This window comes from Acetobacterium sp. (assembly GCF_036508315.1).
Lineage (GTDB): Bacteria > Bacillota > Clostridia > Eubacteriales > Eubacteriaceae > Acetobacterium.
The window spans coordinates 21274-45704 of sequence record NZ_DATCHP010000112.1; the positions used below are offsets into that span (position 1 = coordinate 21274).

Sequence of the window (24431 nt, forward strand, 5' to 3'; positions counted from 1 at the left end):
TTATATAAATTGGAAACAAAATAAAAATATTTTAAAAATATTTGAAGCTTAAAATCAATTAATCTATATTATCCTTATTATACGAGTTAATAAAATTATCATTATGACATAAGATCAGAACATTTGATCTCAGGATTATGATATTGTTTTCTTTTGGCTGTTTTATCTGCATATTCAATTGCATTTTTAGAACACCACGCAGTCTTTCATGAATTTAACAATAATTTGACCTGATCTTCATGTTGAAATAAAGCACAGCCACCATTGTGTTCGCCACCCACCAATTCTTCCTCTTGCAATTTTTTAAAAAATGGGGATGCCAAAACCTCTAACATGGAGTATTCTTTGAGGTTTCGATCAGAATAGGGAGAAAAAGGGCAAGCCTCGGCGGATCCATTGGGGTTAATGTGAAAGAACCCGCGACCGGCGGCGAGACAGCCTCCCATATATTTCTCATCTCCTGGAAAAGACACGAAAACCATGGAATCATAAACTTTTCTTAACGTGTTTTGTTTGTCTTCCATAAATAACCGTTCTTTTTCTCCAGGAGCCAAATAATCGGTTGTTGGGTCAACCGGAACATATTCAATAAAAAATACAATTCGGCAGCCAAGTTTGGCTAAAACATCTAAAAAATCCTTGGATGTGACTTCATTCATATTTTCTGTTGTAACGGTAATAGACACTCCAAACAATATCCTATGTTTATCCAGAGATTTCATGGTCGCTAAAAGTTTCTGGTAGGTTCCTTCCCCTCGCCTCTGATCTGTGGTAGGCTGACTTCCTTCAATGCTTAAAACAGGAATCAAATTTCGACGGGCGTTAAAAAGCTTTAGATAATCCTCATCAATCACGGTTCCATTGGTAAAGATTAGAAAAATGGTATTTTTCACACTGGCAGCAGCCTGAATCACGTCTCGTCTCAAAAGTGGTTCGCCACCGGCAAGTAAATTAAAGGAAATACCCAGGTCTTGGGATTGGTTAAAAATGTCCAACCATTGGGTTGCTGTCATTAATTCGACAGCTTCCTCTTCATTGCACATACCATTTTCCCGGGCATAACAGCCCTTACAAAAAAGGTTGCAGGCATTGGTAATGCTGGAAATAAGAAATGTGGGAATATGCTGGCCGGATGCTTCATAGGATTTTCGTTTGCGAAAATTACGTTTACTTATTTCTCTGTATTTTAGAAGAAAAGCCGTTTCTCTTGGATTTTTCAAAGTTGATTTTATGACATCCCTGATTATTATTTCAGTGGATTCATTCATATAGTTTGCAAGGTCAAAATGATCATTCATTAGTTTGTTTCTCCTTTAGCGCAAATTCTTTTTACTGTTAATAGAATAAAAAAAATAATCGCCATGAATCACCCTCGATTATGGTTGTTCTATATATTCGGATTGACACGTCGGACAAAGATGACGGTGGACGCAAATAATGCTGCCGCAGTTTGAACAGGTCCATTTTTTTCCTCTTGCTGCAAAAACGCATCTATTCCATTGTTTTTAATAAATTTAAGATTCTCTATCATACTCATATGATACTTGGTTCGATATCGTTTATCTAACTGTTTGAGTCTGGCACAAGGAAATTTATCACATTCATAGCAGAATCCAGAACCATTATTCTGAATGGTCGGACAATTTTTTATAATGCACTTCAGACAGCTGTTTGTCTTATATCCTGAATTGCTATTGCATCCTTTGCATTGTTTTTTTTCTCTTTGGTAGGCCATACAAAGTCTGCAATTCATACCACAGGGAGCAATTAGTTCCGCTCTCATTTCGCTCATTTCATCACCTCATTTTTAAAAATAAATGTTTCCAATAAAAAACAGCAATACAATATGCAGGGGATAAAAGATGTAGAATAAATATTTTAGCCCCATCCCCTTTTCCCCATTATACAGCAGCATCAATGGCAGTGTGGTAATCATCATTCATTGAAAATTTTGATAAAACATGGCCGTTATTCCGGGGGTTGACGTCCATTCCAAGGCAAAATAAACAAGACAGAAACTACCATAGGCAATAATAAGTCGTTTCTTATCCTCTTTGTTAAAGTATAACCATATGCCCAGAAAAACAAAAATGAAGCTGCCCTCATTGAAAATCAGGTTGGCCGAAATAGCTCCGGCAAACATTCCCATGCCATATAACGAGGATAATTGGCTGGCGATGGTGCATGCTGCAGTGGTGATCAGTTGGTAAACTGCAAATATTATAATTAACAGTGTTCCTTTTTTCTTATCAATTCTTACATATTCGATTAACCAGACAATGACTCCAACCAAAAATAAGGTCACAAAAATATTATTGTATATTGGAGACACCGCATCTGGATAGATACTGTTGCAAATTATGTCAATAATACCCATACCAACTCCAAAACCATACATTCGCAATAAATACTTCTTGCGATTACGGGTATAATAAAATCCCCAAGCCATACAGAACATAAATAGTGGGGCTGAAATTCTTCCTAGCCAATGAAACCAAATAGGGGTTCCTGGAATAAATTGAGCCACATGATCAAGCAGCATCAATACTAATGCAATTATTTTCAAGGTCGTACCAGTCATATTGTCAAACTCCTTACGAACTATTTTCCCAAACAACACTTTTTATGTTTTTTCAGACTTTCACCGAGACATGGATTGTTTTTCCGGATTTTTCAGTCATAAGCAGTAAACTTCACCTTAAATCAGGATTAATGAATCTCATCCATTTTTATTTTTTCCTTCACTTGCCTGATAAAATCATTCATGCGCTTGTAATGGGTTCCTTTCCAGTAAATGCGGCCGCAGTCCGAGCATTCTTGAAATTCGTCCAAAGACTCCCGGACATTCTTCGGCAGACGGGATAAGACCTCCGCCTTTGAGACAGACCTTAAAGCACCATTGCATGCCATACATCTCACAAAAGGGAGAAGTTTGTCAACCAGATTGAACCGGGTCAACACTTCGACGAGCTGCAAGCCAGGGTCCCGAGACCTGACCATATAGCCATACACCACTTTTGTTCGCATGAGCAATGCTCTGTCGGAGGTCAGCAGTATTCTGGATTCAGTTGCAGCATCGTTGACCAGTTGATTCTTGGAAGCGTTATTACTGTAATGTGTATCAAATCCCACCATCCGAAGAGTTGCTGCCAGTTTGCCAAGATGAACATCCAATGTAAAACGATATTCCTTAAGTGGAGCCGGCCGTACATGTGACACTGTGGATATATCAAGGCTTTTAAAAATCGGATACACAGCTACCCTTTCCCCACCCTGAAGCTGGTACAAAAAGTCCGAGGATTTTCCATTAATGAGAAGCAGCTCCACTGCTGTATGAGGAACTCCCAATGATTCAATCAAATCTTTAACAGAAGGCTGTCCTTTGAAAAAATGGTTGAAACTCAAATATTTCTGTTGTTGTGGAAGAAAGTCATTCAACTCTCCGTAAAAACGTATGGTAATACCATTCATGTTTTTAGTTCACTCCCCATTTAATTATCTATTGTCATGTTAACAGATCCCCCGGAACGGTTCAAGAAAATATTTGTGACGCTTATCATTTATAAAATATTCTAAAATTAGTATTGACACATTAAGAAAGGTAATGTATTATCTATTAAGGTAATATATTACCTTAATAGATACCGGAGGTAATTTATGGAAAAATTGGAATCGATGACCGATAGAAAATTTATTTTCGGCAGTATTTTAGTCGTTGCCAACCAGATGGACACTCTGCTTGGCCGAGAATTGAAAGAACATGATTTAACCACGAAACAATGGTTACTTACCATTGTTGTTGAAAATTCTTTTGAATATGATCCCTCCATCAAAGAAGTGGCTAAGGCAATGGGAAGCTCCCATCAAAATGTGAAACAGGTGGCTTTAAAACTTGAGAAAAAGGGCTTTCTCAGCTTAGAAAAAGATAAGAATGATGCCCGGGTCGTACGCATTAAATTAACCAATCGGATAGCTGCATTTGCAGAAGAAAGTGAATTAAAGGCTGATAATTTCACACGAAAATTATTTAAACGAATTTCGAAAGAAGAAATGGCAACAACTCGTTTACTTCTCGAAAAAATGTTATTTAATTTGACCGAAATGGAAACAGGAATTAAATAGGAGGTAGTACAAATGAAGAAAGCAATGATTATTGTTGGGTGTATTGTCGGTGTGTTTGCAGTGATTATCGGAAGTGGTCTATTATACATTACCAGTGGCTTAAAAACAGGTGAAAATTTAGCGATTAATGCTGTGGATCTCACTCAAATTCAAGATGGTACTTATCCGGGAAGTTATGAAAGTGGACGGTGGACCAACACTGTTGCGGTCACCGTAAGCGATAAAAAGATAACTCAAATTAATGTGGTTAAAACCGTTAATTTTGATAATCCGGAAGTCACGGATACAATTATTAAAGCTGTTATTGAAAAACAGAATACAACAGTAGACACTGTCAGCGGTGCAACGGTAACCAGTAAAGCCTATTTAAAATCTATTGAAAATGCTTTAATAAAATAAAAACATTCAGGAGGAATAAAATTCATGAAAACAATGATATTATTTGGAAGCACCTATGGATACACTCAAGAGTGTGCGACAAAGCTTACCAAAGATTTAGGTGGAGAAGTCCTTCTTGTAAACGCCAAAGATAAAATACCCTCATTAGAAGACTATGATACCATTTTAATCGGCGGATCTATTTATATGGGACAAATCCAGAAAAAAATTAAAGAATACTGCATTTCAAATGAAGAGGTATTGAAAAATAAAAACCTTGGCTTTTTTGTCTCATCCGGGATTCCTGAAAATTTTGATACCAATATTAAAAATGCATTTCCCGAATCCCTGTTAAAAAGTGCTCTTTCAATCGAAAATTTTGGTGGCGAGTTAAGAACTGAAAAAATGAAACTTTCCCATAAATTATTAACCGCTATGATGAAAAAAGCCACTGCAAAAGAAAATAAGCCACCCACAGAACCACTGCCTGAAAACATTGCAAAAATGGCAAAAACCATACTCCAGATGGTGGTCCCGACTTGTAACACTGTTACTCCATGAAAATTTAATTGAAACAAGCCTTGATCATACGACTTTTTTATTTATCTTTTGTTGCCGCAGCTCCTATTCGTCACTTTAATTTGAAGGCTTTCCATGACATTTAAAGCTTCCTCGTTTAGCTGGTCATCGTTACTGGCAGTGCAGGAAGCATCTACAACTATCTCAGCTTCCGGCAACGCCGCCTTTGCCAGCACAGCATTGGAAAGGACACAGATATTGGAGACAACACCCACAAGCTCAATGCTGTCATACTTATTCTGCGCAAGATAACCTGTCAGCTCCAAAGACCCGAAGGTATTTTTTTCAAAGCGCATATCTGTTTCAAGGCAAAGTGTGGCTATTTTTCCATACAGATGCCAGCCCTCTGTTCCCTTGATGCAGTGAGAAACAGGAAGGCTTCTACCTTCCCGGGTGTTTAAATAATCCTCCATATGTGTGTCAAAGGTAAAGGCGACCTCATCACCGTTATTTCGGTACTCCCCTATTTTTAGGGCAATGGCATCTTCCAGAACAACCGCCTTTCGAAAGCCAAGTGCCCCATCTACAAAATCATTCTGATAATCAATCACTAAAAGTATTTTTTTCATTGCAATGACTCCTTATAAATATTTGACCGCGGTATTAATTTCTAATAAATGGATGTTCGGTTGCACCTGATGCAGCACTGCCCTTGGTACAATTTGAATCCGTATGCCTTCAGACAATAGGATAACCCTTCAATTCTGGCACTAATACATTGGGGTTTTCTAATAATTCAGTAACCAGGGAATCCATATTTACCGACTCAGCGACTTCAATAATGACCCGGTCGTTTAATGTTTCTCCCCCCCTAATAAGATAGCTAATTGCCAATGCACGCTAGGCTTGCTATCTGTTTATATTCTGTTAATACCCATCAATGTGCGAAACTAATTGTCGGTGCCATCGCACTTTTTACCGCAAGCATGTCAAGTAATTGATACTATTCTTTGAAAAGGCACAGGATTCCAAATAGAATCCTGTGCCTTTAACTTTATTACATTCAATACATAGTTTTTCCCATCATTTAAATTTTAAACTTCATTCCAATTGAGAAGGCCTGTCCGAGTTGATCCCCTATCTGGTAATACCCTCGATCGGCTGCACTGAATACAAAAGGTGATACTTTTTCCAAAGATGGAATACCCTTTTCGTCGAGGACATCATGATCAGCCTTGACATCGACAATTTCACCGATAAACTGGGTGTGTATACCAAGTTCAACAGTCTGTATGAGTCGACATTCTAAAATCAGTGAAAATTCTCCAACATAAGGGGCATCAACAAGTTCACTCTTAACCGCGGTTAAACTCACCTTAGCAAATTTATCCGTATTTTTGCCACTGACAATGCCGACATAATCAGCCTCAGCAACTTGCTTGCTAGAGGGTATGCTAATGGTAAAGGCTTTTCGTTTTATGATGTTGTCATAAGAGGCCCGTTGTTTTTGCAAGGATACCGTCACGCATGGTGGGTCAGAACAACAAATCCCCCCCCATGCCGCGGTCATTACATTAGGAACATCGTTTTCTCCATAAGTTCCTACTACCCATACTGGACTCGGCAATGCGAATATTTTTGCGCCTAAAGATTTTTTCATTATGCTATTTCCTCCTTGTTAATTTAAAATCCATTATATGTATATATTATTAAATAAATACTGATGTTTGTCAAGATAACCGCCAACATTTTCAAATTTTTTAACTAGCATTATGCTGTCAAAATACCATTAAATCGTGAGGTTTTTTTATTCAGCTTAATTTTTCAAAGGCTGTTGATGGTTTCGATTCATCAGAATAATCAGCAGAAAGGCTGCCAGAAGTGACAGCACCGCGCCAAAAATAAAAGGTGCCTGGGCGCCATATGCATTCCACAAAAGGCCTGCAATGACACTGGCAGGAAGCAGGGCAAACCCTACAATTGTGGCCTGAAGCCCCAGCATGGTGCCTTTTAAACAGACGGGTGAAATTTCTGAAATCAGGGCCCGCTCAACACCTGCGGTCATTGCGGTGTAAAGGCCATACATGATAAATAAAATAAACAGAACACCGGTATTTGATACAACAGCAAAGCCAAAATAAACAAGGGCAAAGGTGATATAGCCTGAAACCAAAATTTTCTTCCTTCCGAACTTGTCCGACAGGTTTCCAAAAGGCACCGAGAACAGTGCGGCTGAGAGATTGTATATAAAATAAAGGAATATGACATTGGCATCAGTTAAGCCCATGCTCTTTGCCCGGAGGATTAAAAAAGCGTTGGACGAGTTGCCTAATGTGAAAATAAATGTCACCACCAGGTAAAGCTTTAGGTTACCATCCAGATTTTTTGCATTTTTCCAAAAAGGTTCCCTTTTAATTTCCCGGTGTTCCTTTTTTTCTTTGACAAATAATAAGATAACCAAACCGATTACTCCCGGAATAATGGAAATAGCAAACAGGGTCTTGTAGTCAAAATTTCCATTCGCTTTTGACAATAGCATATAAACAATGAAAATCCCCAGAGCGGAGCCCGCCATATCCAAGGCCTTATGAATCCCGAAGGCCTTCCCCATTTTATTCTTGTCGCGGTGCTGTCACCCTGTCATCCATTCTTTAGATCCACTGTGCTTCTGCTGAAATCATCAGGAATATTTCAATTGGTTAAGCGGCAGACTCGGATAACATAATTTAATCTTTACCTTTCCTTACTAAACAATTCTTTAAACCGTTTTACCGCATACTTACCAATATCACTTATCCATTTCCATAAAGTATCAAGGGGCTGCTTTTTCCATAAGTAAATCCTGATAAGCACTAAAAATAGTAGCAGTATGAATCCTATAATGATAAACACAACTGCAATCGGATTTTCTTCATACAAGGCTTCGGAAAAAAGTTGTGCAGTTGCCGTATATCTGGTAATATAGTTGTTTGCCGGTGAGGGCAATTCAACCATAGTGGTGGTATTAATATCTCCGATTTTTGCAATCATATAGTGATAATAACTGTTTTTGGTTAACAACTCTGCACCGGCACCTCCGGTAATGAGATAGCGCACGCCAGCTTTTGTATATTCCAAATAGCTGTGAATATGGGATAGATAAACCGTATCCACATGATATGTACTCATGAGATTTTCAAACTTTTCCGCTTCCTGGGGGTCTTGGAAGCCATGATTCATAGCCTTGGTTTCATTGTAGTTATCTAATTTCTGCTCCAGAAAATTGTCTCCGCTTTTTATTTTATTTACAAAGTTCGGAATTTCATTGGCAGTTACACCGCTTCTTGGGTCTTGAGGCGGTATATGGGTAATAACAAAAATATCTTTACCCTGTGCCTTGCTCAAATCTTTTTCAAGCCATGCGTATTGTTCGTCAGTAATTGCCTGTTTTTCACTCCATCCGGGAGATGAATCGATAAACGCAAAATGGCTATTTTCAAAATCAAAGGAATAATACGCCGGACCGTAGAGCATCGTATAGGTGCTGCGCCCATTGCCCCTAATATCGTGATTACCCAGAGTGGTACAGAGTGTTGTTGAGATATTTGATACCATTTTGTCAAAGAGTCTGTACTGATTAGGTTTTCCACTGAACACCAGGTCCCCGTTGTCAATTACAAATACAGGATTTTCGCCATTGACCTGCTGAATAATCTGACCAAAAATATCATATCCATCACGATTATCACCGAGAATAATGTATTTAGATTGCCCTGTATTATCTTCACCACTTGGTTGGACCGGATCAATTTTTATGGTTTCTTCGGGATTTGCAGCTATGTTCAACTGTACTGTATTCACCGTCACTTTTGTCAAGGGAAGGTTGTTGCCTACAATGCTCTTTGCATAAAAATCCGGGTTTATATTTTCAACCAATAACGAAACCGCAGTAGCCGCTTTACTGGTCACCGTTATGGACGGCAGCGGTGATAATGCTCTGATAACAATACTTTGGGTACCATCTTCATCTTTTTGAATCCCCTTTACAAAACCGCCGTTAACCGTAATTTGCGCATTCTGTGTTTGATAAACAGAAGATGCGGCATCAGGATTGAACTGAAGTGGAACGCTTACAAAATCATTGCTGATTTTGTAAGCATTGACGGCATTATACCAAAATGCACCGACACCAGCAATTAGGCACAAACACAGGATAAGCATTGTAATATTGATTATTTTCTTGATTTTCACAATTATACTTCCTTCTCAGCTTTTTTAATTTTTAGAAAACACAAAGGACTAATCCGTTCATAAACAATTAGATACCACTCTTTTTTTTCAAGTTGTCTCGGGATTCTAATTTTGCTTTTTTCATCAAGATGCTCTGCATAATTTCTCATTACAGTTTTGGTTTGCTTTTCATCTATTTTAGCATTTATTCCCGATTTCAACAATGACTTTACGTTTAATCCTCCAGAATCCTATTATGAAATAAAGCAAAAAGATGATATAATATAAAAGCCTACTAATGGACGAAGATACTCTTGACGCTTATATCCGGCAATTACTGGAGTCATCACCCGGCACAGATGTCCAGATTACCTGGCAGGGCGGCGAGGATATTCTCAGCTATCTCTGTTCCAGATTTCGGATGTTCTTTCCCTGCATTGACTCTTCCATGAAAATCATGGCCAAACTCCTTCGAAAAAGAAGTTGCGCAGACGAAATCATGAACCATATTAACTTAAATTCGACGGATTATAGAATTTGATTTGAGCCAAATTTTTTAGAAGAAATTTTGATTAGGAAGGCTTTCACATGCATAAAATACACATGAATAATAAAAAAAACCCAAAACAGAAGCCTCCGGGAAATCGATATGACCGGTCCGAATGGGCGGGTGCATTTGGCGATCTCGGAACACTGATCCCATTTATTGTTGGATACATCAGCATAATAAAGCTGGATCCCTTAGGTGTTCTTTTTACCTTTGGGATTCTTTTGATCGGGTCAGGTTTATACTATAAAACACCCATTCCTGTCCAGCCAATGAAAGCCATTGGAGGCGCCGCAATCGCAGGTGGAGCCGCGATCACTTCCGGCATGATATTTGGAGCTGGAATTTTTACCGGGCTTTTCTGGTTAATTTTAGGACTCACAGGCAAACTGAACTCCATCTCTAAAATAGCTTCGAAACCGGTCCTTAGGGGCATCATGCTGGGACTTGGACTGATTTTTATCATCGAGGGAACAAAAATGATGCAAACGGATTTTTTAATCGCTGTGATTGGTCTGGCCCTCACATTTTTCCTTTTAACAAACAAACGAATTCCTGCCATGTTTGTCTTAATCATTTTCGGAATTGCAGCTGGTCTTATTAGAAATCCCGAACTGATCAAAGAATTGGCCAATGTCCATTTTGATTTCAGACTTCCTCAGTATTCTTTAGGTCAGATTACTTACTCGGATTTTTTTAAAGGTATCCTGATTCTGGGTATTCCCCAGATTCCATTAACCCTTGGAAACGCTGTAATCGCAATCACTCAAGAAAATAACAGACTGTTTCCAGAGCATCCAGTCACCGAAAATAAAATAGCGATTACACAAGGAATTATGAATTTATTCTCCCCGATTTTCGGTGGAATTCCAGTATGTCACGGTGCCGGAGGGATGGCTGGACATGTTCGGTTTGGCGCTCGCACCGGGGGATCCCTTATTATTTTAGGGGGAATACTTCTGATTGTTGGATTATGTTTCAGCAGTTCATTTTTATTGCTGTTAAGCATCTTCCCGGCAAGTGTACTGGGTGTCGTTCTATTCTTTGCCGGATTGGAGTTGGCAGTCTCAGCTCGTGATGTCGGCTCAGATAAAGGTGATTACTATGTCTTATTGATTACCGCTGGTTTTTCTATATGGAATATCGGAATTGGGTTTGTTGCAGGTTTGATCATGCAGGAGATGCTAAAGAGAAAAATTTTCAAAGTATAACAAATAAGATGCGCAGGAACAGATAAAAATCAACAGCCTGCAAAAATCGTTTTAAATGAGTTCATGTCCGGTAGGAAGACGGGGATGAAAAAAAGCAATTGTCCTATACTTTAATGATAAAATAAATTCAATGAGTATACAAAATATTTTAAGGTGATAAAATGACGAGCAAACCAGAAATAAAACTATCCGTTAGAAACCTGGTAGAATTCATACTTCGTTCCGGTGATATTGATTCTCAATTTATGAGTAATTCAAGGGCTTTGGAAGGAACCAGGATACATCAGAAAATTCAAAAGGAGAATAAAGATAAAGGGTACACTCCTGAAGTGACCTTAAAATATAGGGTAGAATATCAGGGCTTCAACTTTAGGATTGAAGGCCGTGCAGACGGCATCATCACCAACGATGATTTTGCGATTGTTGACGAAATAAAATCCACAAACAGACCCCTGGAACACATTGAAGAAAATTACAATGAAACCCATTGGGCACAGGCAAAATGCTATGCCTTTATTTACTGTGTACAAAATAATATTGAAGAGATTGCTGTCCAGCTTACCTATTATCAATTGGAAACGGATGAGATAAAAAAGTTTATCAAACATTTCCAGCAAAATGAATTAAAGACCTTCTTTTTTAATCTCATGGATAAATATCTCGTTTGGGCAAGTCTCACCAGGGATTGGGTTACTAAAAGGGATCTCTCAATAAAATCCCTGGATTTTCCTTTTGAGACATACCGAAAGGGCCAACGGCAGCTGGCTGTTTCCGTGTATAAAACCATTGTTGAAAATAAAAAAATATTTATTCAAGCTCCAACAGGCATTGGGAAAACCATATCAACATTGTTTCCGGCAATAAAAGCAATGGCAGAAGGTCATACCTCTAAACTGTTTTATCTCACAGCTAAAACCATAGTCAGGGAAGTGGCTGAAGAAACGTTTTCCAAAATGAAAGACAAAGGTCTTGAATTCAAGACTGTCACCCTTACCGCCAAAGATAAATTATGTTTTAAAGAGGAATCGATTTGCGATCCGGAGCATTGTGAATTTGCCAAAGGTCACTTTGATCGTGTTAATCTCGCACTTCTTGATTCTTTGCAGCATGAAAATTATTTCACCAGGCCGGTTATCGAAAACTATGCCAGGAAGCATAAAATCTGTCCCTTTGAATTTTCCCTGGATTTAACCCTATGGTCAGATTGTGTTATTTGCGACTATAACTACGTTTTTGATCCAAGAGTCTATCTCAAACGATTTTTTTCAGAAAATGGTGGCGACTATACTTTTCTTATTGACGAGGCCCACAATCTGGTTGATCGTGCCAGGTCCATGTTTTCTGCCGAACTCGATAAAAAACCAATGCTTGAGCTGAAAAAAATGTTTAAGGATAAAAACCCTGGAATCGCCAAGTCCCTGGGTAAATTGAATTCATTTATGATCGAAATGAGGAAATTAGTTGAAGATGAACATCACTGCATTCAGAAGGACGAACCTAAAGACATCTATCCTTTAATCATGAAATTCATCAAAGAATCCGAAGAATGGCTGGTTAAAAACGAAGGAAATGAAGGCCATGAGAAGCTGCTGGAACTTTACTTTAATGCATTAACCTTTATGAGAACTTCCGAGTTCTACGATGAACGATACGTGACAACCATTGAAAACAGTCAAGATGATACTAAACTGAAATTGTTCTGTCTGGATCCATCCTACCTGCTGAGTGAAGTGATTAAGCGTGGCAAGGCCGCCATCTTCTTTTCGGCAACCCTATCACCCATTGAATACTTTTTAGAAATTCTGGGTGGCGGAAATGACAGTTATAAAATCAGTTTTCCCTCCCCTTTTGATGTAAATAATAGAGCATTGCTGATTTCTGATAATATATCAACGAAATACAGGAATCGGGATAAATCCTTTTTATCCATTGCCGAATCCATAAAATCCGTTTTAAATCAAAAACAGGGCAATTATATTGTTTATTTCCCGTCCTATAAATATATGAATAACGTTTTTGATGTGTTTACCAAACATTATCCGGATGTTTATACCATTAAACAATCGGCTGATATGAATGAGGAAGATCGGGAAATATTCTTAAATTTATTTAGGTCGGATACCAGTGATGGTGTTTTGGGTTTTTGCGTCTTGGGAGGGATATTTTCTGAAGGAGTGGACCTGAAACAGGATGGATTAATCGGTTCGATTATTGTCGGCGTTGGTTTGCCTCAGATTTGTTTTGAGAGAAATATTATCAGGGACTATTTTAATGAAAAAAACAACTGCGGGTATGAATATTCCTATTTGTATCCAGGAATGAATAAAGTTTTACAGGCTGCGGGCAGAGTCATTCGAACCGAAACGGACAAGGGGATTATACTACTCATTGATGAACGTTTCAGTAATCGAAGCTATCTTCAATTATTTCCAAAGGAATGGTTTCCCCATACCAGAGTCAGAAATTTCAGCGAACTGGAAAAAGGGTTAAAGAACTTTTGGGAAACCCACTAAGTATGTAAGAAATAATAATCGATATGGTCTGTTTGCAGCCTTTCTAATTCAGCGTTAAAAATCTTGTTAAGGTCTCCATATTTTTTTTCATCTGTTTATGAAACCGCTAAAACTCCCAGGATAACCGCTACTGCTAGCCCAGCCGCTGTTAGAGGAACCATTCCGACCCAGTAACTTACAATTTCGTCTAGACGATAATAAAGTACGTAGCAGATCAAACTGACGACAGTGGCAATTCCCACAAGGACTGCCAGTGTCACCGCAGATCCCGAGCCAAAGCGCCCTGTGCCGTACAGCACAGTGATCACGGACAACTCCAATGCTGCCCAGATAAGTATTATTATCAGCTCCGAAGTCACTATCCGGTGAAATGCCATGGTCGTGACCAGAACCAGAACGATTAATAAAGCGACAGCGCCCAGCAGAATGAACATCACCGGTATACTTTCTGAACTCTGCGAAAGCAAGCTAATACCGCCAGACAACAGAACAATCGCAACAATTCCTGTGATAAAAGCGGCCACGATGCAGAACACGCCAACCGGCCCACCGGATGAATTCGGACGAAAGGTAACCACCCACCAGGCAAGGTAAAATAAGCTGCAAAACAAAAGCAGCAGATTGCCGGCGAATATCTCCCAGAGTGGGGCGTTGAAGTTACGAAAAAGCATCATAGAGACCTCCCCTATTTCAATTATTAGTAAGCCAAGTTAAATCGATGCTTTCAAACTGTCACTGTCATTTATGACTTTTTAACAAATTCTGATTTTAATTGCATCGCTCCAAAACCATCAATTTTACAATCAATATTATGATCCCCATCAACCAAACGTATATTTTTTACTTTTGTTCCTTTTTTTAAGTCTGATGAACTTCCTTTTACTTTAAGGTCTTTGATTATTATGATCGTATCACCATCATTTAAGACATTTCCATTTGCATCTTTGATAATCTTTTCTTCTTCACACTCTTCGTTTTTGGATTCTAAAGTCCACTCATAAGCGCATTCAGGGCAAACAAAAAGATCTCTATCTTCGTAAGTGTATTCTGAATTACATTTTGGGCAATTTGGTAACGCAACCATAATTTCATTTTCTCCATTCATAATTGTTAATACTACAATATAAGTTCTTTCTTATATGATTTTATATTATCATAATATCCTCATATTAACAACCCTTCAGGCATACAACTGATTAACAATTGATCGATATCAACACGTTTATTCTCAAGGGATTACATAAAAAAACTCTAAGCTTTTCCCGGCTTTTGACGATATTTTAAAAAGTACAATAAAATCAACAAAGGAGAAAAAAATGAAGATCACAAAATACCTGTTTTTATCACTCACTGTTATATTTTGCTGTTTGGCTGTTGCCGGATGCAGCACGGTCACAAATGAAGATACGGCCCAAACGGAAACCTCCACTGCCATCCAGGCAACGGATTACAGCCAGGGTGACCACTGGCTGAACCTGCCCACGGAGCTCAACAAAGACGTGGATGTATTTTACCTCTATCCATCAGCCTGGGCAAAGGTGAATGCATCCGACCCGATTGTCTGTGACATTGATAACCCTGTCATGCTTCAGCAATCAAAGCTGGCATTTGACAGACAGGCCACTGCCTTTTCAGACACTGCCAATATCTATGCCCCCTACTATCGCCAGGATGATGCCGGCTCAACCCTTGCCATGTCCGTTGGTGAACAACAGGATATTGTCAAAGGCATTCCCCTCACCGATGCTATGGCAGCCTTTGACTACTACATCAAGAATTATAATAATGGCCGACCCTTTATTTTAGCCAGTCATTCCCAGGGTTCCAATGTGATGATCTATATTCTGTCGGAATACATGAAAGAACACCCTGAGGTAAATGATCGCATGATTGCTGCCTATGTCATTGGCTATTCCGTCACCGATGATTATCTGTCCCAGAATCCCCACCTTAAATTTGCCACAGGCGCTGGTGACACCGGGGTTATTGTTTCATACAACACCCAGGCCCCTACCATTGAAGGAACCGATGGTGTAGTTACCCCCGGTGCCAAGGCGATCAACCCCATCAGCTGGACCACCGACGAAACAGTGGCACCTGCATCAGATAACCTGGGTTCACTCCAATTGAATCCGGACGGTTCTGTGGTTAAAAATCCTGATGGAACCAATATGGTTGTGAAGAATTTTGCTGATGCCCAGGTGGATACCGCCAAGGGTGTTATCATTTGCAGCACCGTGGATGTCAATACCTATGCTCCGGGAAATGCAATGTTTGGCAAAGGAGTTTTTCATTCCTTTGATTTCCCCTTCTACTACTACGATATCCAGACAAACGCAGCATTGCGAACCCAAAATTACCTCAAGGATCATAAATAATCCAGTCCGTAAATAATGGATTCAACTGCTTGCTGAAAACAAACCCATCTTAAAAACAATGCGAAAAAGGACTGAACTCTGTATTATCCAGGGCTCAGTCCTTTTAATTTGCGGTTAATGGGGAATGGTCGTTTTTCTCTGAGACTGTAATCATTGACCATTTTCGTCTTTCCTCGTCTTTAATTGAGTTAATACTACTTTGGAAATATTTTCCGGATTTTGTGCTTTTACGATCGCATATGCAAAGTAAGGAGAAAAAGGCTTTGGATAATAAGCCAGATAGCGCTCTTCCCAGTAGGAAGGCGCATATTTTTCTTTTGCATGATGAAGTGCTTTAAAATTATAGGCATTGTTCATATTTTCATAAACATAAGCAAAAAGTTTTTCGTTAAATGTTATTTTATCTCCTGAATCTACATTATACAGGGGCGAAAGTCCCATATTGCCTATTTGAACACCTTCATCCTTCATTACCATAAATGCTTCATAGTTAATTTTTTCAAGAACACCTTGAGGAGCGTTGTTTTTTCTTCTTGTTACGTCGGCAAGATATCCCATGCCATTTAAATATGGTAAAAAAACAACAAATCCCAGCATTTCTCCTTGGGCATCCCTTGCATAAAAATACCGCCGATCAAGAGGATTGTCAAGACTGACACCACCCAGCATAAATGTCATTTCGGAAATCATTTTACTCTTCTTCCATTCTTCTGATATTTCCAGTATTTCTCTTTCTATTTCCAGATCCCGCTGTTTTTTTGGCTGATATTCTTCAACAATAATCCCTGCTTTGTTGGCATGATTAATCGCCGCCCTAACCTTGGCAACTTTTCCACCGGCAAGATTGTATTCAGAAAGTTTAAAACAGGCATCCTCTCCATATTTCACAACACCAAACTGAGCTGCCTGGTATAAATCAAGAAAATATTCAGTTATATTGAGTAATAAAATATCCAAGCCATTTTGCCTGGAAAATGTTAACAGCTCCGTTAAAAAAATAAAGCCATCATTTTTGTCGCAGATAATATCTCCACAACATACTAAAACTTTGCCAACTATGGTATAGGAGCAAACACCTTCAACATTTTTACCAAAAAAATAATGTTTGTCATTTTCCAGAGACAGATACGACATAGGATTCTGTCCGTGTTTAAGAACAATTTTTCGGGCCTTTTCCTTATCCTGCTTATCATGAATATAATCATACACCAGGGGTTTCATAAGCAACAATACTGATGCGAAAATACATATCCAGTTAGTAATTATTAACGAGTCTGCATAAATTCGGCCTAAATTACTTTTTATATCCAATACATTTGTATCCATAAATATCAATAAGTTGATTGAACTTAACAAAGCATTATAGACTGTATGGACATCATTTATATGTGCCCTCATGATGTATAAACCAAATGAAGCATTTACGAGGAGCAATGTAAACGAAACTCCGATAAATATAAAAGCCCATTTCAAAGTTACTTTATTGGGCAATCTAAAAAAGTCCTTATACGAAACCAGCAGCACAAGAAGCACAAATGACTCAATGATCACAATGGGAACCGTAAATCTGTGAAAGTGAACTATTTGTAAAATCAGTGTTGCAAATAAAACAATCACCTCAATAATCCATGCATTACGAACCCGTTTAAATAAACTGTAAGCAAGAAGAAGCATGAGCAGACCCAGCAAAAAAGACAATACTCCATGGGTTACCACAACATTAGGATCAAACATATTCCCATAAATATGTTCAAACTCTTTGGCAAATTTTAAAGGCAATGCCGCAAATAAATTCCCAAATCCAATGATTACTAAAAGAAAAATAGCAAAATTTTGAATTTGCCTTTTTAAAAATGCATTCATGTATTCTTATCCCTTCAAGCTTTGGTTGAAAACATACCTTCTGCTCAATGTGATTCAAAGTTAAATATTACCCATTTGGAGACATAGCCACCAACTACATAATACTGGTATGATTTCTGGCGATAATGATATCACAATTTGCCTCTTTAATACCATATAACTTTACATTTTTACCAGATATTTTGCCTTTCCTTAATTCTATTTTCTTGCTCACATGAACAGGCCCGGGAAAGTTTCGGTTTTCATATCTTTAAATTGACTTGACAGCTAATGATGCTATTGCTTCCACACAGTTGTCGATACCAATGACCTCGCTATTAAGGCACACATCATAGGTATCCATACTGTACCACTTTTTATGAGCGTGGGTATTATAGAATTCTGAACGTCGCTTGTCGGTTTTTTTCAGCACAGCATGGACTTCATCTTCAGATATTCCATACTCTTCAACCGCTCTTCTGATTCGCGCATCTTCATTGGCATGAATGAATACACTCAGACAATTTTTTCGATTTGCTAATATCTGGGTCGCACATCGTCCCACAATGACAGAATTTCCGGTAAGTGCCAAAAGATTAATAATTTCACTTTCTGCGCAGAATAATTTGTCTGACAGTTCTTGGTCTTCAGTGAAATTTGCCACCCTGGCCATGGCGTTCATTATGTTGCTTGTTGCTGTTTCTTCCAGGTGCTCAATATAATCTGTTTCAATATTGAGCTTTTTAGCTGCCATATTAAGAATCTCTTCATTGTAAAATTCAAAGCCTAATTTTTTCGCTAATTGTTTTGCGATTTGCTTTCCACCGCTGGCATACTGCCTTTCAATTGTTATAATACGATATTTTCCCATTTTGATTTTCCTCCATTTTTATAGTTTAATAACTGTTTTATTCAAATACAAGTACTTCTTTTTCGAGTTTCGATTCTTCCAGCTTCGGTTTTTTGAAGAAGAAGGACAGAACCAAAGCGATTGCGCTAATAATAGCAGAAACTAAAAAGGCGCTGTTGATCCCATGAATTGCAGCGAGTTTGGCAGCGTCGGCAGTGACAGCCGTTCCCAAATCCTGAATATAATATCTTGCCTGGTTGGTCATTACAACCACAAGAGACGCGATACCGATGGAAGCCGCAACCTGCCTTAATGTACTTGAAAGTGCATTTGCATGAGGAATCAGCTCTCTTGGAATCGTCGCAAGTCCGGCTGAGGTAACCGGCATGAGAACAAAGGACAAACCAAAGAGACGAATGGTGTACAGTATCATGATTTCCATATAGGGCGTATCCATTGAAAGTTTTGTAAACATATAGGTAATAACCGTCAATATGGTGAAGCCAATAATGGCAAGCGGTTTAATGCCCATCCTGTCATAAAGCTTTCCTGTCCATATGCCCATAATACCCATTAAGAGAGAACCGGGAAGAAGCAAAAGCCCTGCCTCCAATGGGCTAAATCCTCGGATCACCTGTAAGTAAAGAGGCAGCAGAATCATACCACCATAAAGGGCAACTTGAAGAATAATATTCACAATGATCGTATAGGAAAAATTAAAGTCTTTAAAAACTTTCATCTCAAGCAATGGATTTTGTTTTTTAAGTTCATAGAATACGAACACCGTCAATGAAATAACCGAAACAGCCAGAAATGTTAAGACCTCTGAATCATTCCAGCCTTTTCCCGCAATCTCATTGATACCGTAAAGCAACGACCCAAAACCAATACTGGAGGTTATGACTCCAAAATAATCAAGCTTTACATCTCTTTTTTCGTTCCTAAAATTAAAGAAAAAGAATGCAACCATTAAAACACAAAAACCGATGGCTGTCATTGCATAGAACAAAACGTTCCAATTATAATACTCAATCACATATCCGCTGACGGTAGGCCCCAATGCCGGCGCAAGGATCAACCCAATACCGAGTAAACCCATTGCCGAACCACGTTTTTCAACAGGAAATGCTGATATGAAAATATTCATGCTCAGAGGCATGAGTATTCCTCCGCCAACCGATTGAATTACCCGACCCGTCAGCATCACTTCAAACCCGTTGGAAATGGCACAAATATAGGAACCAATTGTAAAAAATGCCATTGCTGTGATAAACAGCTGTTTATAACTAAACTTTTGCACCAAATAGGCACTGATCGGCACAAGAATGCCACACACCAGCATGTAAGCGGTGGCCAGCCACTGGGCCGTGGATGCATCAATATTAAACTGGGTCATTATTTGGGGCAGTGCAATATTAATAATGGATTGATTCAGCATGGTGATGACCATACCCGCAAGTATAATGGCCAGCATCACTGCAAATGCTTTGTCTTTTGTTTTTTCAATCATAACTATATCTCCTCAGATGAATCGGTGGCTACATCAATGTCACCTTGTGTCGTGCTAGTTCTCAGCAAAAACCCTCTTGCCATAAGGCCTTGTTTCATTTTGGGTTTTCAAGCATATCAAACAATTTGTTGAGCTTGACAAGGCCTGTATTAATGTCCTCAAAATCTTTTTGAGTGACATTTTCTTCTATTCTCCTGTAGAAGGCATCGACACAGGCTTTGATGTCGACCATTTTACTTCGGGCACTATCTGTCAGTTGGATATTGACAACCCTCTGGTCATCCTTTAATCGGTCGCGGACTATAAACCCGGCTTTTTCAAGACGGGAACAGATATTGGATGCATTGCTGTGGATCATACCACGCTCATCCGCAATATCACCGATTTTCATAGCGCCTTTTTTGTCAAGTAATAACAGAATGCCAATTTGTGGTCCAGTCAATCCATGTGCCCCGAATGCGTTAACTCTGGCTTTTGATAATTTTGATTCTGCACTTTGTAAAAGATTGATAATTTCAGGCCAGGGATTTTTATTTTTCATATTATTTCTCCAGTTTCTATGCCTATTTAATTCCATACCGCACTATTATATATCGCGGAATATAATATCACGGCATATAATTATTGTCAATAGTGCACCTCTAAAAAAACCTGATCCTTTTCTGTCAAGCTGGCAGTTAAAAAAAAGATTGCAAACCATACACATTGATTTAGCCAAAATAATAAAACCACAGAGAATGGTCTCCTTCAATATGGATTAATACAACAATCAGGTTGATTTGAGCTCTAAATTATAATACAATGAACGTAAATTACACACTATGATTGGAGGTATCAGCATGAGTGAAAAGCTATGTCAAAGTTGTGGCAAACCCATGGGCGAAACGGACAAATTATATGGTATTGAAAAAAACGGAGAAAAAAGCAGAGATTATTGTGACGACTGCTATAAAAACGGTGAATTCACAAGCAACATCTCGATGAAAAGAATGATTGAAGTCAGTATTCCATTCCTGATTAAAGAAAAACAAGGAATGACAGAAGAAGATGCAAGAAAAGAAATGGAAGCATTTTTTCCAACATTGAAACGTTGGAAAAAGACCTGATTTTAAAGAGTGCGTAGGGGGATATTTCTTTCATATTTAGTGAAAGATGATTTGGCGGCTCCACCATCATAAATGTCATAAAACATAACAGCAAGATAGTTTATCTGTTTACTAAATGCTGAAGGCTTGCCGCTTTATGGTCCTCTACCATCTTTTTCTTTACTATTCAACGGAGTAAAAATACCAGTATAATAGAAATTAAAACAATACATCCAATAATTATGATAAAAAGATTCTTTCTTGAATTTTCTTTCTTAATTGCCGGTACATTTTTTTGGCTATCCGACATTGATTTCATTTCATATTCTGGTTCTTCCTTCACACTGCCTTTTTCCTGTAGGTTCGCCCCACAGTAAAGACAGAATTCAGTGCCCTCAGGGTTTGACTTCCCACATCTTGGACAAATCATAGTTACACCTCCTTTGCTTTTGTAGATATAGTTAATAAACCATATCCCTCATTCAGATACTATTTATTGCTCCTGATTGGATGCCGGACAACCGTTTTCATTTTTTCCGGGGCAACTCTACGCGGATCGCTCAGGTAAATTTCATGGTGCCTTCGGATGGCGCCGTCTGGACGGACTTCTGAAATGGCATTGCCGTATCCATTGGATGCGGCAAAGTCATCGATGGCTTTAACCGTCACTGCCTCCGTATCATATGAACCCAAATGCATCATCTGAACGCAGAGTCCTTCTGTGAACGCCTCCAGCCTTGCCTTATCGGTGTCAAGCTGTGGCTTTCTTTTCTTCAATTCATCAACAGCCCATTTGAATAGTTCGTTGGTGACAAATTCCGGCTGTCGAATCATCGCCGTCCAGATCAATTCTTCCTTCCTGCTCGTGTCAAAAGGGCGATCAACTGCTGTCCACCATAAGCCCTCCAGAGGAGGAACGACATATTCAAAGTAATCCGTTGGCGCATTTCCGCTCTTTATGCTCATTTTAATAGTGTAGGACAATCCATAAAGCAATTCGATTGCTTTTGCATATTCTCCCGACTCATCATTAGGGTCTCCTTTCCCATCGATCATGATGAATTTCATCTTTGGTACATCGACGATCATAGGAACCTTCTTAGGCTGATAAAGGTTCTTGTATTCCTTTTTAAAATCCAATTTATCTGACATCATCTTACCTCCTGTTTTTTAACAGCGTCTGCCGTAATCCATAACGTTCTCTGAATCATTGTCTACGCATACTCTTTCCCATACATTTTCGTGCTCATTATTGATGTTATTACCTTGTGCGTTTATTTATACCCTAATCCCTATTGAAATATCATTCCAATTGCTGATATAGTCCATCAATACAAAAGGTTCAACATCAATAGTCTATGACGATTATTTTATTTGCATTAAAGATGTAGTTTTGTTTATACATCTTTAATGCAATAAAACAGCTTGGCTTTTATTTTTCCTCTCATTCAAATGCACATTACCCTTGTGGATATTCTCAAGAATCCTGATGCCTTTTCTGCCCTAAATATTTTGTGCTAAATCCAACAGTCTGTTCAGCCGTTTGTTGAGTTTGGCGATGGGGAGACCCACAATATTATTGTAATCCCCTTTTATCCACTTCACCCAAAGTCCAGCCTCTTCCTGTATGCCATATCCGCCGGCTTTATCATTGGCCTTGCCCGAGGACACATAATCTGCAACCTCCCGCTGCATCTGTTCATTCCATTCATAAAACTTTATTTGCGATACCGATACAAATTGATCTTCCACTTTGCCGTATCTTATGCTGACACCGGTTAAAACCTGATGGGTGTTCCCGGATAGTTGTTTGATCATGTTGTAGGCATCAACTTCATCGATGGGTTTACCCAGTATTTTATCATTCAAGACCACAACGGTGTCGGCTCCAATCACCAGGGCATTTCGATTGATCTTTTGAATGATTGTCGCTTTTCTTGATGCCAGCTCCAAAACAAGTTTTTTGGCTGTTATCAAAAAATCATCATCCCTGTTTTGTAAAATCGCATTCTCGATTCTCTTTTCATCAATTTCCGGTACCTGTATTTCAAAATCCTTTGTGACCAGTTCAAGCAGCTCCCGTCTTCGGGGAGACTGGCTGGCCAGAATTATTTTTGGTTTCAATGGTTACCTCCTTGTTTTTCAACAGCATCTACCGTAATCCAAAACCTTCTCTGAATAGTTATCGTTACATACCCAGCAGATCCAGCACCTTTTCTTCAACATGCCGGTTCTTACCCACATAGGGATAATTATGAATATGCAGGGCCGGGTTGAAGTTGAGCTCGATAATGCTGTGGTTCTGTGCATCCGGCTTTCTGGAAATATCCTGAATAATCATATCCGCACCGCAGATCTTTGCACCGACGGCTTTTGCCGCCCGGACTGCGATGGCTTTATATGCATCCATAATATCATCGGTAAAGTCGATGCTGTCACCGCCGGTGCTGATGTTGGAATTCTCCCTGAGAAAGACGGTTTCCCCCTTACGGGGAATGTCATCGATGGTCTTTTTCTGCAATTTGAGAAAATCAATTTCCGGGTATTCCAGTTTTATTTTTTCAAGGGGTTTGACATAACCCGTTCCCCTCAGGGGATTTTTGTTCTTTTCAGCCACCAATTCTTCAAAACTATGGATCCCGTCCCCCACCACATTGGCCGGGATCCGGTGGAGGATGGCCACCACCTCATCCCCGATAATGAGAAACCGGTACTCTTTGCCGGAGATAAAATCTTCGATGAGCACCGCATCATCATGTTTGAAGGCGGTTTCCAGTGCATTACGGAAATTGGTTTCACAAATCCGGTAATTGGTTTCACATTGCATCTCTTTCAGGATAACCACACCCAGACCAAAATTGGTACTGTTTGGCTTGACAACAATGCTTCTGCCATCAAATTGGTGGCAGTATTCAAAGGCTTCTTCAATCGACTTGATTTTAATGCCCATGGGTACATTGATCCCATTTTCACGGAGGATCAGCTTGGTCACCTCTTTGTTTTCCATAATCAGCGGCACAATGTAGGGATCCAAAGATGTTTTGGTTGCCTGCTTCACATACTCGGTTTTACTGTATTTTTTCAATCTGATGAAATTGTCATCTCTATCAAGTATGTCAACGACAATTCCCCGCTTCTCTGCTGCTTTAATCAGCATCGCTGTTGACAGTTCCAGTCCGTCATAATCATGTTCCTGCATACCTGTTACCTCCAGAATTTTTTTAAGCCCTGTTCATCTAGCCTGTTTATGAGAATATAGCATAGTTT

At 39.0% G+C, this 24431-nt stretch carries 28 protein-coding genes; 8 read left to right on the plus strand and 20 right to left on the minus strand.

What is annotated here, in order from left to right; all coding sequences use genetic code 11:
- Positions 1 to 206: 206 nt before the first annotated feature.
- The 5 genes from VIK44_RS13475 to VIK44_RS13490 all read right to left on the minus strand — a co-directional run bounded on the left by VIK44_RS13475 (position 207) and on the right by VIK44_RS13490 (position 3471).
- Entirely contained in the window at positions 207 to 1298 is a 1092-nt protein-coding gene (locus VIK44_RS13475) for a radical SAM protein (protein ID WP_331554410.1), read from the minus strand.
- A gap of 89 nt (positions 1299 to 1387) precedes the next feature.
- Complete coding sequence (locus tag VIK44_RS13480; protein WP_331554411.1) at positions 1388 to 1792, minus strand: DUF3795 domain-containing protein; 405 nt, start codon at positions 1790 to 1792, stop codon at positions 1388 to 1390.
- A 15-nt stretch (positions 1793 to 1807) separates the two neighbouring features.
- A complete protein-coding gene (locus VIK44_RS14280; protein ID WP_414637085.1) occupies positions 1808 to 1939 on the minus strand; it encodes a TraX family protein in 132 nt (43 codons plus the stop codon).
- A complete protein-coding gene (locus VIK44_RS13485) occupies positions 1940 to 2581 on the minus strand; it encodes a TraX family protein (protein ID WP_331554412.1) in 642 nt (213 codons plus the stop codon).
- A gap of 128 nt (positions 2582 to 2709) precedes the next feature.
- Positions 2710 to 3471, minus strand: coding sequence for a Mut7-C RNAse domain-containing protein (locus tag VIK44_RS13490; RefSeq protein ID WP_331554413.1), 762 nt, complete (start codon positions 3469 to 3471; stop codon positions 2710 to 2712).
- A 186-nt stretch (positions 3472 to 3657) separates the two neighbouring features.
- Here VIK44_RS13490 and VIK44_RS13495 point away from each other — a divergent pair, with 186 nt between their 5' ends.
- From VIK44_RS13495 to VIK44_RS13505, 3 genes are read left to right on the plus strand one after another with little or no spacing between them, the layout of a single operon-like run.
- Positions 3658 to 4122, plus strand: coding sequence for a MarR family transcriptional regulator (locus VIK44_RS13495; protein WP_331554414.1), 465 nt, complete (start codon positions 3658 to 3660; stop codon positions 4120 to 4122).
- A gap of 12 nt (positions 4123 to 4134) precedes the next feature.
- On the plus strand, positions 4135 to 4521 hold the full coding sequence (locus tag VIK44_RS13500; RefSeq protein WP_331554415.1) for an FMN-binding protein: 387 nt from the start codon (positions 4135 to 4137) through the stop codon (positions 4519 to 4521).
- A gap of 24 nt (positions 4522 to 4545) precedes the next feature.
- Entirely contained in the window at positions 4546 to 5061 is a 516-nt protein-coding gene (locus VIK44_RS13505; RefSeq protein ID WP_331554416.1) for a flavodoxin domain-containing protein, read from the plus strand.
- A 41-nt stretch (positions 5062 to 5102) separates the two neighbouring features.
- Here the strand turns inward: VIK44_RS13505 and VIK44_RS13510 are convergent, their stop codons facing one another.
- The 5 genes from VIK44_RS13510 to VIK44_RS13530 form a co-directional block, all read right to left on the minus strand.
- Positions 5103 to 5648, minus strand: coding sequence for a cysteine hydrolase family protein (locus VIK44_RS13510; RefSeq protein ID WP_331554417.1), 546 nt, complete (start codon positions 5646 to 5648; stop codon positions 5103 to 5105).
- 109 nt (positions 5649 to 5757) lie between these two features.
- A complete protein-coding gene (locus VIK44_RS13515) occupies positions 5758 to 5913 on the minus strand; it encodes a hypothetical protein (RefSeq protein ID WP_331554418.1) in 156 nt (51 codons plus the stop codon).
- A gap of 193 nt (positions 5914 to 6106) precedes the next feature.
- Entirely contained in the window at positions 6107 to 6679 is a 573-nt protein-coding gene (locus tag VIK44_RS13520) for a flavin reductase family protein (RefSeq protein ID WP_331554419.1), read from the minus strand.
- Positions 6680 to 6835: 156 nt separating this feature from the next.
- Positions 6836 to 7594, minus strand: coding sequence for an MFS transporter (locus VIK44_RS13525; protein WP_331554420.1), 759 nt, complete (start codon positions 7592 to 7594; stop codon positions 6836 to 6838).
- Positions 7595 to 7752: 158 nt separating this feature from the next.
- On the minus strand, positions 7753 to 9249 hold the full coding sequence (locus tag VIK44_RS13530; RefSeq protein ID WP_331554421.1) for a metallophosphoesterase family protein: 1497 nt from the start codon (positions 9247 to 9249) through the stop codon (positions 7753 to 7755).
- A 277-nt stretch (positions 9250 to 9526) separates the two neighbouring features.
- Here VIK44_RS13530 and VIK44_RS13535 point away from each other — a divergent pair, with 277 nt between their 5' ends.
- The 3 genes from VIK44_RS13535 (at position 9527) to VIK44_RS13545 (ending at position 13499) form a co-directional block, all read left to right on the plus strand.
- Positions 9527 to 9769 (plus strand): hypothetical protein, encoded by a 243-nt coding sequence (locus VIK44_RS13535; protein ID WP_331554422.1) that lies wholly within the window; start codon positions 9527 to 9529, stop codon positions 9767 to 9769.
- Positions 9770 to 9816: 47 nt separating this feature from the next.
- A complete protein-coding gene (locus VIK44_RS13540; protein ID WP_331554423.1) occupies positions 9817 to 10986 on the plus strand; it encodes a putative sulfate/molybdate transporter in 1170 nt (389 codons plus the stop codon).
- A gap of 161 nt (positions 10987 to 11147) precedes the next feature.
- Entirely contained in the window at positions 11148 to 13499 is a 2352-nt protein-coding gene (locus VIK44_RS13545; RefSeq protein ID WP_331554424.1) for an ATP-dependent DNA helicase, read from the plus strand.
- 95 nt (positions 13500 to 13594) lie between these two features.
- Here the strand turns inward: VIK44_RS13545 and VIK44_RS13550 are convergent, their stop codons facing one another.
- Both VIK44_RS13550 and VIK44_RS13555 read right to left on the minus strand, forming a co-directional pair.
- Positions 13595 to 14173 (minus strand): hypothetical protein, encoded by a 579-nt coding sequence (locus VIK44_RS13550; RefSeq protein ID WP_331554425.1) that lies wholly within the window; start codon positions 14171 to 14173, stop codon positions 13595 to 13597.
- Positions 14174 to 14241: 68 nt separating this feature from the next.
- Positions 14242 to 14583: a zinc ribbon domain-containing protein YjdM gene (locus tag VIK44_RS13555; protein ID WP_331554426.1), complete on the minus strand. Its 342-nt coding sequence runs from the start codon at positions 14581 to 14583 to the stop codon at positions 14242 to 14244.
- Between the two features lie 232 nt (positions 14584 to 14815).
- Between VIK44_RS13555 and VIK44_RS13560 the strand changes: the two genes are divergently transcribed.
- On the plus strand, positions 14816 to 15877 hold the full coding sequence (locus tag VIK44_RS13560; RefSeq protein ID WP_331554427.1) for a DUF3089 domain-containing protein: 1062 nt from the start codon (positions 14816 to 14818) through the stop codon (positions 15875 to 15877).
- Positions 15878 to 16027: 150 nt separating this feature from the next.
- Here the strand turns inward: VIK44_RS13560 and VIK44_RS13565 are convergent, their stop codons facing one another.
- The 4 genes from VIK44_RS13565 to VIK44_RS13580 all read right to left on the minus strand — a co-directional run bounded on the left by VIK44_RS13565 (position 16028) and on the right by VIK44_RS13580 (position 20620).
- On the minus strand, positions 16028 to 17740 hold the full coding sequence (locus VIK44_RS13565; RefSeq protein WP_331554428.1) for a phosphatidylglycerol lysyltransferase domain-containing protein: 1713 nt from the start codon (positions 17738 to 17740) through the stop codon (positions 16028 to 16030).
- Between the two features lie 250 nt (positions 17741 to 17990).
- A complete protein-coding gene (locus tag VIK44_RS13570; protein WP_331554429.1) occupies positions 17991 to 18590 on the minus strand; it encodes a cytidylate kinase-like family protein in 600 nt (199 codons plus the stop codon).
- 37 nt (positions 18591 to 18627) lie between these two features.
- Complete coding sequence (locus tag VIK44_RS13575; RefSeq protein ID WP_331554430.1) at positions 18628 to 20079, minus strand: DHA2 family efflux MFS transporter permease subunit; 1452 nt, start codon at positions 20077 to 20079, stop codon at positions 18628 to 18630.
- 94 nt (positions 20080 to 20173) lie between these two features.
- Entirely contained in the window at positions 20174 to 20620 is a 447-nt protein-coding gene (locus VIK44_RS13580) for a MarR family winged helix-turn-helix transcriptional regulator (RefSeq protein WP_331554431.1), read from the minus strand.
- A gap of 298 nt (positions 20621 to 20918) precedes the next feature.
- Here VIK44_RS13580 and VIK44_RS13585 point away from each other — a divergent pair, with 298 nt between their 5' ends.
- Positions 20919 to 21185, plus strand: coding sequence for a zinc ribbon domain-containing protein (locus tag VIK44_RS13585; RefSeq protein WP_331554432.1), 267 nt, complete (start codon positions 20919 to 20921; stop codon positions 21183 to 21185).
- A 166-nt stretch (positions 21186 to 21351) separates the two neighbouring features.
- Here VIK44_RS13585 and VIK44_RS13590 read toward each other — a convergent pair whose 3' ends face one another.
- The 4 genes from VIK44_RS13590 to gshAB all read right to left on the minus strand — a co-directional run bounded on the left by VIK44_RS13590 (position 21352) and on the right by gshAB (position 24363).
- On the minus strand, positions 21352 to 21594 hold the full coding sequence (locus tag VIK44_RS13590) for a zinc-ribbon domain-containing protein (RefSeq protein ID WP_331554433.1): 243 nt from the start codon (positions 21592 to 21594) through the stop codon (positions 21352 to 21354).
- Between the two features lie 59 nt (positions 21595 to 21653).
- Positions 21654 to 22319 (minus strand): GyrI-like domain-containing protein, encoded by a 666-nt coding sequence (locus VIK44_RS13595; RefSeq protein WP_333783809.1) that lies wholly within the window; start codon positions 22317 to 22319, stop codon positions 21654 to 21656.
- Between the two features lie 348 nt (positions 22320 to 22667).
- A complete protein-coding gene (locus tag VIK44_RS13600; protein ID WP_331554434.1) occupies positions 22668 to 23288 on the minus strand; it encodes a Maf family protein in 621 nt (206 codons plus the stop codon).
- Between the two features lie 64 nt (positions 23289 to 23352).
- Complete coding sequence (gshAB, locus tag VIK44_RS13605; RefSeq protein WP_331554435.1) at positions 23353 to 24363, minus strand: bifunctional glutamate--cysteine ligase GshA/glutathione synthetase GshB; 1011 nt, start codon at positions 24361 to 24363, stop codon at positions 23353 to 23355.
- Positions 24364 to 24431 lie beyond the last annotated feature (68 nt).

Bases quoted from the DNA above. Each gene is read 5' to 3' on its own strand.
- VIK44_RS13475 (WP_331554410.1), bottom strand. From the start codon at position 1,298: ATGAATGATCATTTTGACCTTGCAAACTATATGAATGAATCCACTGAA.
- VIK44_RS13480 (WP_331554411.1), bottom strand. From the start codon at position 1,792: ATGAGCGAAATGAGAGCGGAACTAATTGCTCCCTGTGGTATGAATTGC.
- VIK44_RS14280 (WP_414637085.1), bottom strand. From the start codon at position 1,939: ATGATGATTACCACACTGCCATTGATGCTGCTGTATAATGGGGAAAAG.
- VIK44_RS13485 (WP_331554412.1), bottom strand. From the start codon at position 2,581: ATGACTGGTACGACCTTGAAAATAATTGCATTAGTATTGATGCTGCTT.
- VIK44_RS13490 (WP_331554413.1), bottom strand. From the start codon at position 3,471: ATGAATGGTATTACCATACGTTTTTACGGAGAGTTGAATGACTTTCTT.
- VIK44_RS13495 (WP_331554414.1), top strand. From the start codon at position 3,658: ATGGAAAAATTGGAATCGATGACCGATAGAAAATTTATTTTCGGCAGT.
- VIK44_RS13500 (WP_331554415.1), top strand. From the start codon at position 4,135: ATGAAGAAAGCAATGATTATTGTTGGGTGTATTGTCGGTGTGTTTGCA.
- VIK44_RS13505 (WP_331554416.1), top strand. From the start codon at position 4,546: ATGAAAACAATGATATTATTTGGAAGCACCTATGGATACACTCAAGAG.
- VIK44_RS13510 (WP_331554417.1), bottom strand. From the start codon at position 5,648: ATGAAAAAAATACTTTTAGTGATTGATTATCAGAATGATTTTGTAGAT.
- VIK44_RS13520 (WP_331554419.1), bottom strand. From the start codon at position 6,679: ATGAAAAAATCTTTAGGCGCAAAAATATTCGCATTGCCGAGTCCAGTA.
- VIK44_RS13525 (WP_331554420.1), bottom strand. From the start codon at position 7,594: ATGGCGGGCTCCGCTCTGGGGATTTTCATTGTTTATATGCTATTGTCA.
- VIK44_RS13535 (WP_331554422.1), top strand. From the start codon at position 9,527: ATGGACGAAGATACTCTTGACGCTTATATCCGGCAATTACTGGAGTCA.
- VIK44_RS13540 (WP_331554423.1), top strand. From the start codon at position 9,817: ATGCATAAAATACACATGAATAATAAAAAAAACCCAAAACAGAAGCCT.
- VIK44_RS13545 (WP_331554424.1), top strand. From the start codon at position 11,148: ATGACGAGCAAACCAGAAATAAAACTATCCGTTAGAAACCTGGTAGAA.
- VIK44_RS13550 (WP_331554425.1), bottom strand. From the start codon at position 14,173: ATGATGCTTTTTCGTAACTTCAACGCCCCACTCTGGGAGATATTCGCC.
- VIK44_RS13555 (WP_331554426.1), bottom strand. From the start codon at position 14,583: ATGGTTGCGTTACCAAATTGCCCAAAATGTAATTCAGAATACACTTAC.
- VIK44_RS13560 (WP_331554427.1), top strand. From the start codon at position 14,816: ATGAAGATCACAAAATACCTGTTTTTATCACTCACTGTTATATTTTGC.
- VIK44_RS13565 (WP_331554428.1), bottom strand. From the start codon at position 17,740: ATGAATGCATTTTTAAAAAGGCAAATTCAAAATTTTGCTATTTTTCTT.
- VIK44_RS13570 (WP_331554429.1), bottom strand. From the start codon at position 18,590: ATGGGAAAATATCGTATTATAACAATTGAAAGGCAGTATGCCAGCGGT.
- VIK44_RS13575 (WP_331554430.1), bottom strand. From the start codon at position 20,079: ATGATTGAAAAAACAAAAGACAAAGCATTTGCAGTGATGCTGGCCATT.
- VIK44_RS13580 (WP_331554431.1), bottom strand. From the start codon at position 20,620: ATGAAAAATAAAAATCCCTGGCCTGAAATTATCAATCTTTTACAAAGT.
- VIK44_RS13585 (WP_331554432.1), top strand. From the start codon at position 20,919: ATGAGTGAAAAGCTATGTCAAAGTTGTGGCAAACCCATGGGCGAAACG.
- VIK44_RS13590 (WP_331554433.1), bottom strand. From the start codon at position 21,594: ATGATTTGTCCAAGATGTGGGAAGTCAAACCCTGAGGGCACTGAATTC.
- VIK44_RS13595 (WP_333783809.1), bottom strand. From the start codon at position 22,319: ATGATGTCAGATAAATTGGATTTTAAAAAGGAATACAAGAACCTTTAT.
- gshAB (WP_331554435.1), bottom strand. From the start codon at position 24,363: ATGCAGGAACATGATTATGACGGACTGGAACTGTCAACAGCGATGCTG.